Source organism: Pedobacter aquatilis (assembly GCF_032678425.1).
Classification (GTDB): Bacteria; Bacteroidota; Bacteroidia; order Sphingobacteriales; family Sphingobacteriaceae; genus Pedobacter; species Pedobacter aquatilis_B.
Map to the genome: position 1 here is coordinate 100,267 of NZ_JAVTSG010000007.1, position 16,702 is coordinate 116,968.

Annotated in this window: 12 protein-coding genes; 6 read left to right on the forward strand and 6 right to left on the reverse strand. The window is 34.6% G+C overall.

The window, feature by feature from the left end; genetic code table 11:
- Positions 1–19 precede the first annotated feature (19 nt).
- From R2Q16_RS18705 to R2Q16_RS18715, 3 genes are all read left to right on the forward strand, one after another.
- Positions 20–1,018 (forward strand): PorP/SprF family type IX secretion system membrane protein, encoded by a 999-nt coding sequence (locus tag R2Q16_RS18705; protein ID WP_316739377.1) that lies wholly within the window; start codon positions 20–22, stop codon positions 1,016–1,018.
- Between the two features lie 7 nt (positions 1,019–1,025).
- On the forward strand, positions 1,026–3,020 hold the full coding sequence (locus tag R2Q16_RS18710) for an OmpA family protein (protein WP_316739379.1): 1,995 nt from the start codon (positions 1,026–1,028) through the stop codon (positions 3,018–3,020).
- A gap of 167 nt (positions 3,021–3,187) precedes the next feature.
- Positions 3,188–3,385 (forward strand): hypothetical protein, encoded by a 198-nt coding sequence (locus R2Q16_RS18715; protein WP_316739380.1) that lies wholly within the window; start codon positions 3,188–3,190, stop codon positions 3,383–3,385.
- Between the two features lies 1 nt (position 3,386).
- Here the strand turns inward: R2Q16_RS18715 and R2Q16_RS18720 are convergent, their stop codons facing one another.
- Together R2Q16_RS18720 and R2Q16_RS18725 are read right to left on the reverse strand one after the other, a co-directional pair.
- Positions 3,387–4,589 (reverse strand): sugar transferase, encoded by a 1,203-nt coding sequence (locus R2Q16_RS18720; RefSeq protein ID WP_316739381.1) that lies wholly within the window; start codon positions 4,587–4,589, stop codon positions 3,387–3,389.
- Positions 4,590–4,593: 4 nt separating this feature from the next.
- Positions 4,594–4,998, reverse strand: coding sequence for a response regulator transcription factor (locus R2Q16_RS18725; RefSeq protein WP_316739382.1), 405 nt, complete (start codon positions 4,996–4,998; stop codon positions 4,594–4,596).
- Between the two features lie 649 nt (positions 4,999–5,647).
- On the opposite strand from R2Q16_RS18725, the gene R2Q16_RS18730 reads away from it, so the two are divergent.
- Positions 5,648–9,094: a PAS domain S-box protein gene (locus R2Q16_RS18730; protein WP_316739383.1), complete on the forward strand. Its 3,447-nt coding sequence runs from the start codon at positions 5,648–5,650 to the stop codon at positions 9,092–9,094.
- A 47-nt stretch (positions 9,095–9,141) separates the two neighbouring features.
- On the opposite strand, the gene R2Q16_RS18735 is transcribed toward R2Q16_RS18730, so the two are convergent.
- The 4 genes from R2Q16_RS18735 to R2Q16_RS18750 form a co-directional block, all read right to left on the reverse strand.
- Positions 9,142–9,336, reverse strand: a complete 195-nt coding sequence (locus R2Q16_RS18735) for a DUF3606 domain-containing protein (protein WP_316739384.1) — start codon at positions 9,334–9,336, stop codon at positions 9,142–9,144.
- Between the two features lie 77 nt (positions 9,337–9,413).
- Positions 9,414–10,409, reverse strand: coding sequence for an L-glyceraldehyde 3-phosphate reductase (gene mgrA / locus R2Q16_RS18740; protein ID WP_316739385.1), 996 nt, complete (start codon positions 10,407–10,409; stop codon positions 9,414–9,416).
- Between the two features lie 74 nt (positions 10,410–10,483).
- The gene (locus R2Q16_RS18745; RefSeq protein WP_316739386.1) at positions 10,484–11,704 is read right to left on the reverse strand and encodes a metallophosphoesterase; all 1,221 of its coding nucleotides are present in this window, start codon (positions 11,702–11,704) and stop codon (positions 10,484–10,486) included.
- Between the two features lie 103 nt (positions 11,705–11,807).
- On the reverse strand, positions 11,808–13,463 hold the full coding sequence (locus tag R2Q16_RS18750) for an ATP-binding protein (protein WP_316739387.1): 1,656 nt from the start codon (positions 13,461–13,463) through the stop codon (positions 11,808–11,810).
- 233 nt (positions 13,464–13,696) lie between these two features.
- On the opposite strand from R2Q16_RS18750, the gene R2Q16_RS18755 reads away from it, so the two are divergent.
- Together R2Q16_RS18755 and R2Q16_RS18760 are read left to right on the forward strand one after the other, a co-directional pair.
- The gene (locus R2Q16_RS18755; RefSeq protein WP_316739390.1) at positions 13,697–14,143 is read left to right on the forward strand and encodes an Rrf2 family transcriptional regulator; all 447 of its coding nucleotides are present in this window, start codon (positions 13,697–13,699) and stop codon (positions 14,141–14,143) included.
- 389 nt (positions 14,144–14,532) lie between these two features.
- Complete coding sequence (locus R2Q16_RS18760) at positions 14,533–16,626, forward strand: nitrite reductase (RefSeq protein WP_316739392.1); 2,094 nt, start codon at positions 14,533–14,535, stop codon at positions 16,624–16,626.
- Positions 16,627–16,702 lie beyond the last annotated feature (76 nt).

The window sequence follows — 16,702 nt, forward strand, 5'->3', positions numbered from 1 at the left end:
AAGATAAAATACAGATACCATGAAAATATTCTCATCAGTTAAATTATATATTGTCGTTTTTACTTTGTGTGTTTTTACTTCAAAGTTAAATGCACAGACAGATCCACATTTTTCGCAATATTATGCTTATCCACTTTGGTTAAATCCTGCACTAACTGGTGTTATTGATGGCGATTATCGAGCATCCCTAAATATTAAGGAACAATGGGGCGCAATTTCGAGTAATTTTTTAACCGCCGGAGCATCATTTGATGTTGCACCAACCAAAAATTTTGCATTTGGCGCAACTATTTTAAATCAAAGGGCGGGTGAATTAGATTTTAATTATCTAACGGCCTTGGTTTCGGGTTCTTACCGATTACGCTTTGGAATTGAAGGTTTACAAATGATTAGTTTTGGCTTGCAGGCAGGTTTTGTAAATCGAAGTTTCGATCTCTCTAAGGCTCGTTTTGGTAGTCAGTTTGATCCTTTAGGTGGCTTCAGTGGTGGAATTAATGATGAAACACTTGCTTCTACTTCCTCATTTGTTCCCGATATAAATGCAGGTGTAATGTATTTCGATGGAAATCCTAATCAAAACGTTAATGTATTTGCTGGTTTTAGCGCGGCACACTTAAATCGCCCTATCGAACGCTTTTCTGGTAACAGTATACGTACGCCAATTCGTTTTACAGCACATGGCGGTGCAAGGATAAGAGCCTCAGAAGTTTTCGATGTTGTGCCTAATGCATTAGTTATGTATCAGGGAAATACTCACGAAATATCTTTGGGCGGTTATGGTCAATTAATGATTAATAATCAATCCAACATTCTTTTCGGCGGAAACTATCGTATAAAAGATGCGGCAATTGCATTTGTTGGTTTGCAATTTAAAAATATGGTTTTTGGTTTGAGTTATGACATTAATACGTCTACATTTCAACGTGCATCAAATAGTAATGGTGGTTTAGAATTGTCTATTTCACTAATTGGCAGAAACGGAATTATTGGTCCGAACTTCTTTTGTCCTCGTTTATAAGAAAAATATGAAAAAATTAATTATTCCTCTCCTTGTTTTATTTACCTGCTTAAGTGTTGATGCTCAGTATGTAGTTAACTATAAGAAAGTTGCAGATGCTTATTTTCAAAATAAGGATTATTATGCAGCTTCAACATTTTATAAAAAGGCATTAAAAATTACTTCTGATAGTAGCCAGATTGTGCTTCCATATACAAAAGATAACAAGCAAAACATTAAGGATAATGTGATAGAAGATTATGAAGGCTCTTTATACAATTTGGCAGAATCAAGCCGTTTGTACCGCAACTTTTCAGAAGCAGAAAAGTATTACGCTGTGGTAAGTACTTTTGATAAGCCTAAGTATAAAAATGCTTTATTTTATTATGCTGAGAGTTTAAGAGCAAATAAAAAATTTTCCCAGGCAATTACCGCTTTTGAACACTTTATCGCTAAACATAAAACAGATGTTTTGGTAAAAGCGGCTAATCTGGAAATTTTATCCTGTAAATATGCAATTATAGAAATGCGTTATCCGCGAATGTTACAGATAAATAAAGTGCCCGAAAAAGTAAACGGCTTAGGTTCTAACTATGCAGCTGTAAAAACTAGCGATGGTTTTTTCTATACATCTTCAAGACCGATTTCAGTTGCTGGTAAGCCTGATGTGATAAAAACGATTAAAGGCGAAACCGTTGTAACCACCAAAGCGAATCCTTTTATAAACAATATTTATATCGCTAAAGATGAATTGACGGCGAGTGAAATCTCTGTTAAAACCCTCGAATTAAATTTACCCAAAGAGATGGAAACGGCCGCAATTAGTTTTAATCCTGATGGTTCGGTAGCCTACTTTACAGCGTGGAAAGACAAGGAAAAATATGCCATTTATCAATCTAAAAAGATTGATGGTAAATGGTCAAACCCGGTTTCATTAGGTTTACAAGTTAATGATAAGGATTTTAATTCTGCCCAACCATTCGTTACTTCAGACGGTAAATTCTTAATTTTTTCTTCTGATAGAAGCGGTGGATTTGGAAAGTATGATTTATGGTATGCTTCTATCCGAGCCGATGGCTCAGTTGGGCAACCTGTAAATTTGGGTCCGGTAATTAATACTGAGGCTGATGAAAAGGCACCATACTATAATACCCAAACAAAGAAATTGCTTTTCAGTACAGATGGGCGAGTAGGTTTTGGTGGCTTCGATTTTTTTGAATCGGATGGCGATTTCGTACATTGGACAAAGCCTGAAAACATGGGATACCCTTTCAATTCATCAAAAGAAGATGTTTATTTTACGGCAACGAATGCCGATGGAAGTAAGGGTTACATCAGTTCTGATAGGGAATCGGCTTGTTGTTTGGAGATATTTGAGATAAAAAGAGAATTTATTTCCATTAGTGGAATCATAACTGATTGTAAAACAAAGCAACCACTCGGAGGTGCACTGGTTAAAATGACCGACCCGGATAGTGAGAAACATGTATTTACTGATGCTGCGGGTAAATACGAATTTAAAATTGATAGCAGACGTCCCGTTAAATTACATATCTCTAAGGATAACTATTTTGCGTTGAATAAAAATTACACTTACGAGGAAGTCGCAAAAGCAGATACTTTACTGTATGCCGATTATTGCCTCAATTCGTTCAAAATTAATGTTCCGATAGTTCTGGAGAATATTTATTACGAATTTAACAGTGCTGAACTTACGGCATCATCGCAACAAACGTTGAATGCCTTAGTTGCCATTATGGAAGATAATCCTGAAATGGAAATCGAACTGGGGGCACACACAGATGATATTGGAACGGATGAATACAATCAAGATTTATCAGAAAGAAGGGCGAAATCATGCTTAAATTATCTGGTGAGTAAGAATATTGCAGAGAGTCGTATGTCATCAAAAGGATATGGTGAGGGTATCCCAATTGCTCCCAACAAATTAAAAAATGGTAAAGATAACCCTGAAGGTAGAGCCAAAAACAGGCGTACAGAATTTAAGGTGACAAAGAAATAATTTTCAGTTTAATGTTGGTTTGGTTGAGGCAGGATTTTTTAATTCTGCCTTTTTTATTTTTTTACTCAAATAAGTTGTTAGATGTATTTTAAATTATACGAATTAATTATACAAAATTTCATATAATTGCTAACTTATTATTTGTAAAACGCACACAATCAACCCTAATGCTTAGAAGAGGCAAAATAACATCTATTAATAATGATGGTTCTGGAATAATTACAGACGAAAATGAACAGGAAATTCCTTTTACATTAGGTGATACCTTTTATTATAATATAAAAGGGGTGGATGTGAAATTTGATATCAAATTAACAGATAGCGGGCTTGTTGCTGTTGATGTGCAACTCGCTACGGAAGAATAAATTAAACGTTTTCTTTTTGGAATAGTGCCGGTATCGTTTTAAAAATGAGTTTAATATCATTTTTAAAACTTTGTTGCTGTGCGTAAGTATTATCAAGCATTAAACGTTCGTCTTCACTCATTTCGCCTTTACCACGTTTTTCTACTTGCCATAATCCAGTAATTCCCGCAGGTGCAGCAAAGCGAAGCACGTACTTATCGGTTGTAAGCTTTTCTGCTTCATAAAGTGGCAGAGGTCGGTTTCCTACAATACTCATATCGCCAATAATTACATTCCATAGCTGCGGAAGTTCATCAATACTTGTATTTCTGATAAAATTTCCAACCTTGGTAATTCTTGGGTCGTTCTTTATCTTGAAAAAAGCAGAACCAGAGCTGGCTTGCTTAGAGTATTTGAAATCTTTTTCGCACCATTGGATATTATCGGCATAAAGCGGGTACTGACATTTGCCATCTGCTGCACACTGATTACACAAACTCTCTCTAACGGTTGTGTTTTCTTCAACTTTCGAAGCAGAATCTATATTATATTGGTTCAAGTGTTTTAAATCTTTAATTCGTTGGTCTGCGTTTACAAACATCGAACGGAATTTATAGAATTTAAAAACTTTAAAACCTGTACCTGCCCTAAGCGAATAATAAAATACTGGTCCTTTAGATTCCAGCTTGATTAAAATATAAATAATTAAAAATAATGGCGATAGAAAGAAAAGCGCCATACTTGCAAAAAACACATCGAATACGCGTTTTGCGAAACCAATATTTTTAATTGGCGGAACATCAGATTTAATACTGTCTTTAAGTTCGTTCCAATTATCCATCAAGAAATTGATACGCTTCTCAATTCTTTGTACTTTCAATGGTACTCTGAAAACATCAGAAATTCCGGCTGATAATGCTAATTTTCTTAAATTTGGATTGAAGTAATTTACCACCAAAAAAAATGGAACTACTGGTAAATCCTTTTTCTTTAGCGTTTCTACAAGTGCTAATCCGGCAGGTGCCATAATTTCACTGTAAGATATTATGGCAGTAATATTTAAATTCTGGTCGTTCCACGCCGAAGCCATTTTCATTCCATTATCGAAATGAATAAGTTCTTTATCTCCAAAATCGCAATTTGCAAACATATCGGCAAAAGCACTTTCGAAGCCAACTAAGGCAATTATTGGTTTTCCAGGCGGAGCGTAAATTCCTTCACTCATATTATTATGCACTCAACTTACCCATTCTTCTTAATACCACTCTAATTCTGGCTTCTAATTCGGCCGGATTAAAAGGTTTAACAACAAAATCATCAGCGCCTGCATCAAGGCATTTTATTCTTTTATCAGAACTTTCTTCGCCAGAAAGTATTAAAATAGGAACAGAATTAAAGAAATCGCTAACTTTTACCTGTTCAATCAATTCTAAACCATTAAGCTTTGGAGTATTTAAATCGGCAATTATTAAATCTGGAATATTTCCATTTTGCATAAATGCCAAAGCATCCATTCCGTTCGATCGTGTTTCAATTTCGTATGCCGAACTCAAAATTTCCTCCAGTATTGCCTGCATAAAAACGTCATCTTCAACGATTAATATTTTTATTGTTCTGGAACCTGATAAACTCATTTTTAGATTGTATAGTTTAAAACCTCAGTGTTTAATACGTAAATACTGAGTATAGGGTTTTAGTTATTAATGATTTTTTTTAAGGCCAAAAATCTGCAAACATGGTAAAAGCTTATAACTATGCTTGTTTAAGTAAATAGAATGGCGGCTTAATTTAGATAGAGCAATTTATTTTTATTCTATAATTATTAATTTCTGATTAAGTTTAATTGAACATCATCATAAATAAAGTACTCAAATTGCTATAAACATCTGAAACAATGATTGTAAGCTATGTATTCAGGTAACTATAGTTTTAGGTATAATAGGGCGATGTTATAGTGCAATAATAAAGAAATCCTGATGAAATATCAATCAATTTCAAATCAAAATATTTTGCAGAAATAATTTTTTGATGAAAACCAATAAAACAAGACTAATCGGGTAATTTCTAGCTTGTTTGTTATGTTTTTTTTGACAAAAGCCTAAAAACCATATTTTCAGTATTAATTCGAATGTAAAAAATGCTTCAGCGGTAATTTTTTTGTTTTTAAAGCCATATATTTAATCTTTTAATTTTTTTGTGAGGTAAAACCACCATCCTTGTTTTTGCCTGACTTTTTAATTAAAATACCCTATTAAAAACGCTCTAATAAAATTGTTGAAAAGCATGATTTCATCCCTTTTTTCATTTAATAAAGATCAGCTCAACAGGCTATTTCCTTATCATATTTTTATAAATAAAGATTTAACTATACAGGCATGTGGTAGCGGTCTTACCTCTTTAAATCAAAATCTTATAGGCCAATCTTTCACTCAAAATTTTATCGTTAATGATAAAAATCTGCAAGAAGTAAATTTTGAAGATTTAAAACTCTACTCAGATCAGCTATTAAATGTAAAATCGATATTCAACCTTAATAAAATAATTAATGGTTATTTAGAATTTTTTGATGGCAACGAATTGCTGCTATTTACTGGGAATTCTATTAGCGAAGCAAAGCCAGTTGACAACGAGGTTAAATTTACTACAAAAGAGCAAAGAGAACAGCTTTTAATTTTATCGCAAATTGCCGAGGTAAATACGAATACAGTAATTATTACAGATGGCAATGATATTATAACCTGGGTAAACCAAAGTTTTACTAATATGACAGGTTATTCTTTTGATGAAGCCATTGGAAGGAAACCCGAATTTCTTTTACACGGGCCAGCAACGAGCCAAACAACTCTAGATTATCTAAATAAACAAGTTTCGAGAGGCGAATCCTTCAGCGCTGATATCTACAATTACGCAAAATCCGGAAAACCTTATTGGGCTCGTATTAAGGGGCAACCGATAAATAACCAAAATGGCAATTTGACTGGTTTTTTTGCTTTAATAGAAGATATTACAGTCGAAAAGGCTGCTCAAGAATTACTAAAAGAATCTGAAAACAGGTTTAGGCTTGCTTTGGAAAAAATTGGTAATGTTTGGGAGCATGACTTTATCACTGGTAAAACTTTTTTCTCCAAAACGAATAACGATTTTTGGGGCTACACAGATAATGAGTTAGAGGAAAGCGAATCGAATTGGTGGGATAGGGTGCACAAAGATGATTTTCACCTTTTGGTTGATAATTTTAAAAAATATCGCCGCGGAAGAATTGATTCTCATAATGAAGAATATCGTATTCTACATAAAAACGGCGAAATCAAGTGGGTTTTAGACCGTGGTGTTGTTATCGAAAAAGACGAAAACGGCCGACCACTCCGTGTTGTTGGTACGCATACGGATATAACGCCGATTAAAAGAACAGAACAAGAACTTGAGCAAAGGGTTAAACAGTTTAAATCGCTTTCAGAAAATATTCCTGGTGTAATTTACGAGTATGAGTACCGCGAAGATGGTACGGATGGCTTACGATATATAAGTCCGGCAATTGAACGTGTTTTTGGAATTACCGCTGATGATTTCTGGAATTTAAAGTACATAACGCCTAAAGATCAGGAAAGAATTAATGAGAAGCAGCAGCATAGTAGAAATACGCTTGAATCATTTTATGATGAAACTGAAATTACGATACCAGGTTTAAGCGCCCGATGGTATGCTGTTCACTCTTCTTATTCTTACACCGACCCTGACAACAATGCGAAGGTATTTACAGGCTTTATGTCGGATATTACCGAACGCAAAGGTGTTGAGGAATCTTTAAGGGTTAATGAGGAAAAATACCGAAGCATTTTGGCTAATATGAAACTTGGCCTGCTCGAAATTGATAACGCCGGACATATAACTTACGCGAATAATAGTTTTTGTTATATGAGCGGTTATGCCATGCCAGAGTTAATTGGTAAAAGTGCATCCGAATTATTTTTACCTGCCGGAAAATCAGAAAGCGAAAAAGAAAAATGGAAAAGCATTGAAAAAGGTTTAGCCGATGCTTATGAAGTAGAAACTCAAGATAAAAAAGGGAATACCAAATGGTGGCTAAGTAGTGGTGCACCAAGATATAATGATAAGGCTGAGCTTGCAGGTTCTATTGGTATTCACTTGGATATTACCGATAAAAAGAATCAGGAATTAGAATTGGTTGATGCCAGAGTAGAGGCGGAGCAGTCTGCACAATCTAAAGAAACTTTCTTGGCCAATATGAGCCACGAGATTAGAACGCCAATGAATGCCATTATGAGTATGGCAAATCAGCTGGCTAAAACTAATTTGGAGCCGCAACAGGAATTTTATCTTGAAACCATACACACGGCCTCAAAAAATTTATTAGTTATTATTAACGATGTTTTAGACCTTTCAAAAATTGATGCAGGAAAGCTAAGTCTCGAAAATATTGGCTTTAATTTAATCGATGTGTTGCAAAATGCAATGCAGGTAATCACCCACAAAGGAGAAGAAAAGGGCTTAGACCTAAATAACTTCCACTTTGATGGTAATATTGCAAAGGTTTTAATTGGAGATCCTTATCGCTTAAATCAGGTATTATTAAATTTAATGACTAATGCAGTTAAGTTTACCGAGAAAGGTTCGGTTGATTTAATATGCAGAGTTATTGCCGATAAGCCAAATTCGCAAGTTATTCATACCTCAGTTGTAGATACAGGAATTGGTATGGAAGCTTCTTTCGTTAAACATCTATTCGAAAAATTTAGTCAGGAGTACGAATCGGTTAGTCGCAAATATGGTGGTACTGGTTTAGGTATGAGCATTTGTAAAGAGTTAATTGAGCAAATGGGTGGCGAAATTTTTGTTGATAGTGTTAAAGGTGTAGGAACAACAATATCATTCGTTATCGAATTTCAAAAAGGTAAATCTGATGATGTACCAGAAAAAGCTGAAACTACTTTTAGTGAAGACTTCTTAATCGGTAAAAAAGTTTTGGTAACTGATGATAATGATTTAAACAGGCTAGTTGCTTCAATTTTGCTTTTAGATTATGGTGCTACCGTTATGGTTGCCGAAAACGGAGAGGTTGCGCTAGATATGATTGAAAAGGAAACTTTTGATGTGATATTGATGGATATTCAAATGCCGGTGATGAATGGATATGACACTACACGTAAAATCCGTAAAATGGGTAACAATATTCCGATTATCGCTTTAACCGCATCGGCAATTAAAGGCGAAAAGGAAAAATGCATAGCAATGGGGATGAACGATTACATCACTAAGCCAATTAATGAAGAAGACTTTTTAAAAACTATAGATAAGTGGATTAAACAAGAAGAAAATAACCAAACAAATTATGAAGTTATGGAAGAAGATACAGAACAAGTTTTATACGATTTGTCTACACTAAGGCAAATTAGTAAAGGGCGTGAAGCTTTTGTTAAGAAAATGGTTGATATGTTTTGCGAGCAAACACCATTATCGGTAAAAGAAATGATTGATGCTTACCATGAAAACGATTTTCAGCAAATGGGTGCAATTGCACATAAATTAAAGCCAAGTATCGATAATTTGAATATCAGCTCTCTGCAAAAAGTAATTCGTGATATTGAAACTATAGGAAAAGAAGGTTTAGATGGTTCATCTCTACCCGGGGCTTTAAGAAATACTGAAGTAACAATTAATAAAGTTACTGCATTGTTAAAAGAAGAGTTTCCAGACGAAAAGGTTGATTAAAAGAAAAACGGGTTAATTTTTATTAACCCGTTTTTTATGTCAAAATATTAGTTGGCTAGTTTGCCAATCGTTTTCAGGTATTCGCTAACCTTTTCTAATACTGTACTTCGGCAGGCTCTAACTGCTGATTTTAAGGTTTCAATGCTTACACCTAAACGCTCAGCCCAATAATTCTGGTCAATCTCATCTGCGATAGCGATATATTCGTCAGTGGGGTTTAAGGCAAATTGTTGATTTATCATATAGCGTCTGGTTTTCTCTTTTCAGAGAAACAATAAACTAAATAATTTGTTTTCAAAAATTTAACTTTTTTTATTATTTAATTTCCGGCTAAAATTTGGTCTATTTTTTCGAGTTCATCCTTACTGAAATTTGTGTTTTCTAATGCTTTTAAGGAATCAGTAATTTGTTCAGCTTTGCTGGCTCCAATTAAAACTGAAGTTACGCGTTCATCCTTCAATAACCAGGCTATTGCCATATGTGCTAGTTTTTGCCCTCTCGATTTTGCAACCTCATTTAGCTTAGAAATTTTAGATAACACCTCTGGAGTTAAGTTATTTTCGTTCAAAAATATGCCGCTTGTTGCAACTCTTGAATCTGCCGGAATACCATGTAAATATTTATCTGTTAGCAAGCCTTGCGCTAAAGGCGAAAAAGGAATACAGCCAACACCATTTTCTTCCAAAACATCCAACAAACCGTCTTCAACCCAACGTTCAAACATCGAATATTTTGGTTGATGAATAATGCAAGGTGTTCCTAAATCTTTTAAAATTTTAAATGCTTTAGCAGCTTCTTCAGCTTGGTAATTTGAAATTCCCACATACAAAGCTTTTCCCTGTTGAACAATTAAGTTTAATGCGGCCATTGTTTCTTCCAAAGGCGTTTCGGGATCAGGTCTGTGGTGATAGAAAATATCAACGTAATCCAGTTTCATCCTTTTTAAACTTTGGTCTAAACTTGAAACTAGATATTTTTTTGAACCCCAATCTCCGTACGGGCCATCCCACATCGTATAACCAGCTTTAGATGATATTACCATTTCATCGCGATAACTTTTAAAGTTATCGTTTAAAATTTTACCGAAATTTTCTTCCGCAGAACCTGGAGGCGGGCCATAATTATTGGCTAAATCGAAATGTGTAATACCCTCGCTAAAAGCTGTGGCTATCAATTTATTGCTGTTTTCGAGCTGATTAACATGCCCAAAGTTGTGCCATAAGCCTAAGGATAATTCAGGAAGTTTTAAGCCACTTTTGCCGCTTCGGCGGTAAGTCATTTTTTCGTATCGGTTAGATAAATCTATATTGCTCATTTGATTTTTGTGATTACAAGAGATGGTTTGAAAAGCCAAAATAAGTTAAATTGACTAAAGATTTAAATGTTTATCTATTTCCGCTTGAGCTCTATAACTGTAATTTCTGGCCATATCCCAATTCTGCCAGAGAAACCAATAAAACCAAATCCGCGGTTAATATTTAAAAACCTGTCGTTTTCTGATTTTAAACCAGCCCAATGTTTGTATCTATATTTTACCGGACTCCATTTAATACCCAAAGCTTCAATCCCGAACTGCATGCCATGTGTGTGCCCTGCAAGTGTTAACTGAATTTTTGATGAGAAATTTTTCACCTGTGCCTCCCAATGTGTCGGATCGTGAGATAGAAGTATTTTGAAATCATCAACGGCAGTTCCGCTTAGTGCTTTCGTTAAATCACCACGTTCTCCAAAACCAATTCCCCAGTTTTCTACTCCTGCTAAAATAATTTTTTCTCCGTTTTTATGAATTTCAATGTGTTCATCCAACAAAAGTTTAAAACCAAGTTCTGCATGGTAATCTTTCAATTGCTGCAAATTATTTCGTTTATCATTTTCGGTTGGCCACTTAATATAATCGCCGTAATCGTGGTTGCCTAAAACGGAAAATTGCCCAAAAGGCGCTTTAATTTGAGCGAAATGATTGATGTAGGGTTTTATTTCTGCAGCAGAATTGTTTACCAAATCTCCGGTAAAAACGAATAAATCGCTTTTTTGAGCATTTATTAAATCGATACCCTTTTGCACCAGATCTGGTTTTGTAAAACTTCCGGCGTGTACATCAGATATTTGGGTTAGCGTAAAGCCATCAAAAGCTTGCGGTAAATCCTTAAAATAAAGTGTGTGTTTAATTACCCGGTAAGCATATTTACCCCTCGTAATTCCGTAGATAAACATACATACGGTCAGTAAAAACATTACAAGAGAAAAATTTATCCAAACCGAACTTCTTGCAATCCAATGAAATCCTTCGGGTTCAAAATTAGTGGCCAATCCGAGGAAAAACCGATAGATATCTCCTAAAAATAAAAAAACAGCGAAAATCAATTCGGCTACAAAAACAATTAAAAAGGCATGAGTGGCAATTGTAAAAAAACGATCGACACCATTTTTGCGCATTCTGCTAATGGCTAAAATAATTGATACGCTTAAGACAAAAACTGTTGTCCAAAATATTGGCACTAAAACTTCTGAACTCACTACAACTGCTAAACCGGTTAAAATATAGCCATTTAACAAAACAAATATTATCGCGAAAATTATGAAGGGGAGAAGATTTATTTTTCTTTTCATTTAATAAATAATGTATTGAGTAAAGTAAATCTAAATAATGCATAAAGAAATAATAATTTGGAGGCTTACTACTTTTTTGACCAAAGTTTGATGAATAGAGTATTTAACTTTTAGTCCATTTGAACATCATGCCCTTCAAATCATCAAAGGTAAAAGGCTTGGCAATAAAATCACGCATTCCGGCATTTAAGCATTCTCGTTTATCTTCTTCCATTGCGTTTGCACTGCAACCAATTATTATTGGCGCAATTTCATTTTTATCCTTGTAGTTTTTTAAAATTTTTCTCGTGGCAGAAATCCCATCCATTTCCGGCATTTGCATATCCATTAAAATAATGTTGAAATATTCATCTTCAACTTTTTTAATGGCCTCCAAACCATTGTTTGCTACCGAGTATTTATATCCCGATTTTTGTAGCATTTTAGAGGTAATAATTTGGTTGAAAATATTGTCCTCAGCAATTAAAACATTCATACCGACTACAGGGAAGTGCGTAATAATTGTATTTGATGGATTCTTAATCACCTCGGGATGAAATAAGTATTTTTCGAAAGGGATTTTAAAAGTGAAAACAGAACCCACGCCTTTTTTACTAGAAGCTGAAATATTTCCGCCCATCATTTCTGCAAGTTTCCTGCAAATCACCAAGCCCAAACCAGCACCGCCAAATTCTCTTGTGATGTATGGGTTTGCTTGCGAAAATGGCAGAAATAACTTCTGCATATCATTTTCATCAATTCCAATTCCAGAATCTTTAATTATTGAGGTTACGGTATTAACTCCGTTTTCAAAAGCACAGGTAATTTTTAAAGTAACTTCACCTTCTTTCGTAAACTTAATTGCATTACTCAAAAGGTTAATAATTACCTGTTTAAATTTAATTTCATCGGTAATTATCATTTTTGGTAAATCGGTATCAATACTAAAACTGTACTTTAAATTTTTATTTTTTATCAGCGGATGTACAATGTTTTCAATATCAGCAATCGATTTTCTGATGTCAAATGGATTCTTATAAATATCCATCTTATTTGCTTCAATTCGGGAGATATCTAAAAGGTCGTTAACAATATCAACCATTATACTGTTACTGGCCTCCAAAGTATTTAGCAGTTGCAGTTGTTCTTCATCAAGTTTGGTTAGTTTTAACAATTCTGCGGCTCCGATAATTCCATTTAGTGGTGTTCTGATTTCATGGCTCATACTGGTTAAGAACCTCGATTTTGCTTTCGTTGCAGCTTCCGCTTCTTCTTTTGTAATGATAAGTTCCTGTTGTGAGGTTTCTAAACGTTGCTTACTTTTTAGCAATAAAAAACGTTCATATTCAGTAACTTTTCTGTAAACCACAAGCATGAAAATCATCATGAACGACATGTTTAAGAAAGCAAAGAGAATATCTAATTTCCGTGCATGTTCGCTTGGATAAGGCACTACAAAATTTGGATAGTAATTCTCAATCAGCACACAACTTATCGCAATGCCAAAAAACGTTATAATAAATTTGAGCCTGTATTTCTTTGATAAAGAAAGCATCGCAATGCTCAAATAAAATATTAAAAATATTGGTGTTGAACCCATCGAGCCACCATTTAAAAACCATGCTGGAAGCATAGTGGCACAATTAAAAATGAAGTACCAGAAACGGCCACACTCTTTTATTCTATCAATTATAGCATAATAATAGAACGTTAAATGTACAGCGATGTTAAAGAAAATAGTTAGGTTTATTGTCCAGTCGAGCTGTAAAACTATATTCATTACGATAGCAAGCAATGATACAATTGTAACACAAAGACAAAGTACAGCAAAAAGTTTCGATTCAATGCTGATTTTTCGATTACGTATGTTTAGTATCTTTACGCTTTTAAACACGTTGTAAAATTTAATCTACAAAGATAGTTATATTTTGTGCATATTGAATTATAATGCGTTAACCTGTGGTAATGCGTTGATTTTATAATTATACTTAATTTATTAGCTTTGTACGATATATGCTATCCAAAAAGACTAAATACGCCATTAAAGCACTTGTTGCACTTGGCAAAAATGTAGAAAAACCACCGATGCAAATTTCAAAAATTGCTGAGGAGGAGCATATTCCTAAAAAATTCTTAGAACAAATTCTGCTCGATTTGCGTAATGCCGGTTTTCTTTACAGTAAAAAGGGTGCAGGAGGCGGTTACAGTTTAAATAAAAAACCAGAAGATATTCTTTTGGTGCAGGTTATGCGTGTTACCGATGGGCCAATTGCCATGGTGCCTTGTGCAAGCTTAAATTTTTATCACAAATGCGATGAATGTGTTGATGAAAAAACCTGTGGCATAAGAAGTGCATTTATTGATGTTAGAGATGCAACACTTAAGGTTTTAAGTGAAACCAGCATAGCTGATGTTATCGGTAGAGAAGATACCCTGAAACTAACCGTAGAAAGTTTGTAGCTACTTTTTCCCACTAAGATACGAAGAACACTAAGTTTTATTTGTTTTAATAAAATCAATATTCCGTCTGGTCAAAATCATTATATTTTTTGCTAAGGTGTTTAAGGTGGTGAAAAACATTTGAAACTATTAACTGCTGATAATTAATAACTTCCTGCATAAAATGATGTTTTTCAAAACTTTTTTCAGAAAAATTACTACTATTTCTATATACTTTATATATTTGACAGATGAAATTCAAATTTTCACTTAAAAATATTTGTACTCAAATGATGTATTGTTGTTATAAAATACAGTAGAAGAGGGTATTTGATAATTTTTAGGTCTAAAATATTGAAATGCTTCTCGGTAAAAAGAGAAGCATTTTTTGAATAAAGCTAACAACACATATGCAAAGTTTCAGAACAGAACTCGAAAACAATATTGTCGAGCAGGACATTATCGATTTAGAGAATAAGATTAAAGCTTTTCGCGATGGAACCATTCACGATGAGAAATTTAGAAGCTTACGCTTAGCCCGAGGTGTTTACGGACAGAGGCAGCCTGGTGTACAGATGATTCGCATTAAGCTACCTTTTGGTAAGGTTACGTTTAAGCAATTATTGCGCATTGCAGATATTGCCGACGAATATGGAAGTGGCAACTTGCACCTCACTACCCGTCAGGATATTCAGTTGCATTATGTGAGTTTGGATAGAACGCCAGAGCTTTGGGCCAAGTTAGAACAAGATGATATTACTTTACGCGAAGCTTGTGGAAACACGGTTCGTAACGTAACTGCGTCGCCAAATTCGGGAATTGATAAAGATGAACCATTTGATGTTTCGCCCTATGCGCAAGCGGTTTTTAAATACTTTTTGCGCAATCCGATTTGCCAGGAAATGGGTAGGAAAATTAAAATTTCTTTTTCATCGAGTGATAAAGATACCGCATTCAGTTACATCCATGATTTAGGTTTCATCCCAAAAATTAATGAAGCTGGTGAACGTGGTTTTAAGGTTTTATTTGCTGGTGGTTTGGGCGCACAACCATTTTTGGCTAACGCGATACATGAGTTTTTGCATGAAGACCAATTGATTCCGTTTACAGAATCTGTTCTTCGCGTATTCGACCGCTACGGCGAACGCAGCAACAGAAATAAGGCTCGTTTAAAATATTTAGTACAGAAACTGGGTTTGGAGGAGGTTTTACGCTTGGTTACCGAAGAGCGTATCGCAAATAAAGTTAAAACTTATAAAGTTGATATAAATACCGTTCCGCAACCTGAATTACCAGCTGAGCAAAACTTTGGCGAGATTGATATTTTAAACGAAACCCATTATAAACACTGGTTTGCAACAAATGTTGTCGAACAAAAGCAAGCTGATTTTTATTCGGTTTACGTAAAAGTTCAGGTTGGAGATATTAAAACTGATAAAGCAAGAGCATTTGTAGATGCGATTAAACCTTTCGTTGCTGATGAAATCAGGGTAACACAAAATCAGGGGTTACTTTTAAAATTCGTTAGAAAGGAAGCTTTACCATCATTATATTCAGCTTTAAATAAAATTGGTTTTACTACGGCTGGCTTTGATAGTTTGGCAGATATTACCACTTGCCCTGGAACAGATACTTGTAACTTGGGAATCTCAAATTCCATGACTTTAGCCGAAGTTTTGGAAGATGTAATTTATACTGATTTTCCTGAATTTATCTACGAGAAAAACATCAACATTAAAATAAGTGGCTGCATGAATTCTTGTGGTCAACATGGTTTGGCAGAAATTGGTTTTCATGGCAGTTCGGTGAAAGCAGAAGGTAAAGTGGTTCCTGCGGTACAAGTAATGTTGGGCGGTGGTACAGTTGGAAATGGTGTTGGTAGAGTTGCTGAACGCGTTATTAAAGTGCCATCGAAAAGAGCTACAAGCGTTTTACATTTCATTTTAAACGATTTCAAAGCGAATAACGAAGAGAATGAAAATTTCCATCAATATTATGATAGAAAAGGTAAGGACCATTTTTATCAGTTGTTAAAACCATTAGCAGATTTAACGAATCTACAACAAGAAGAGTTTGTGGATTGGGGCCATGCAGAAGAATTTGTTACAGCAATTGGTGTTGGTGAGTGTGCGGGTGTTGTAATTGATTTAGTGGCAACTTTGCTTTTAGAAGCTGACGAGAAATTTGGCTGGGCAAAGCAAAATTTAGAAAAAGCTGCTTACGCTGATTCGATTTACCATACCTATGCAACTTTCGTTAGTGCAGCAAAATCCTTGCTTTTAGATAAAGGTGTAAACAGCAGTACACAAGTTGGCGTAATCAGAGAGTTCGATAATCACTATGTGGAAAGTGGAGAATTTGATTTGCCTACAAATTTTTCAGATTTAGTACTTCAAATTAATAAGAATGAACCTACTGAAGAATTTGCAGTGAAATACTTTAACGAAGCTGGAGAATTTTTAAATCAGATTAAAGTGAAAAGGAATGAGAGAATGATTGAGTAAGAGAATGATTGAATTTTAGCAATCGCTAGAAAACATTCAGTCAATCACTCATTAAAAATTCACTCATTAAAAAATT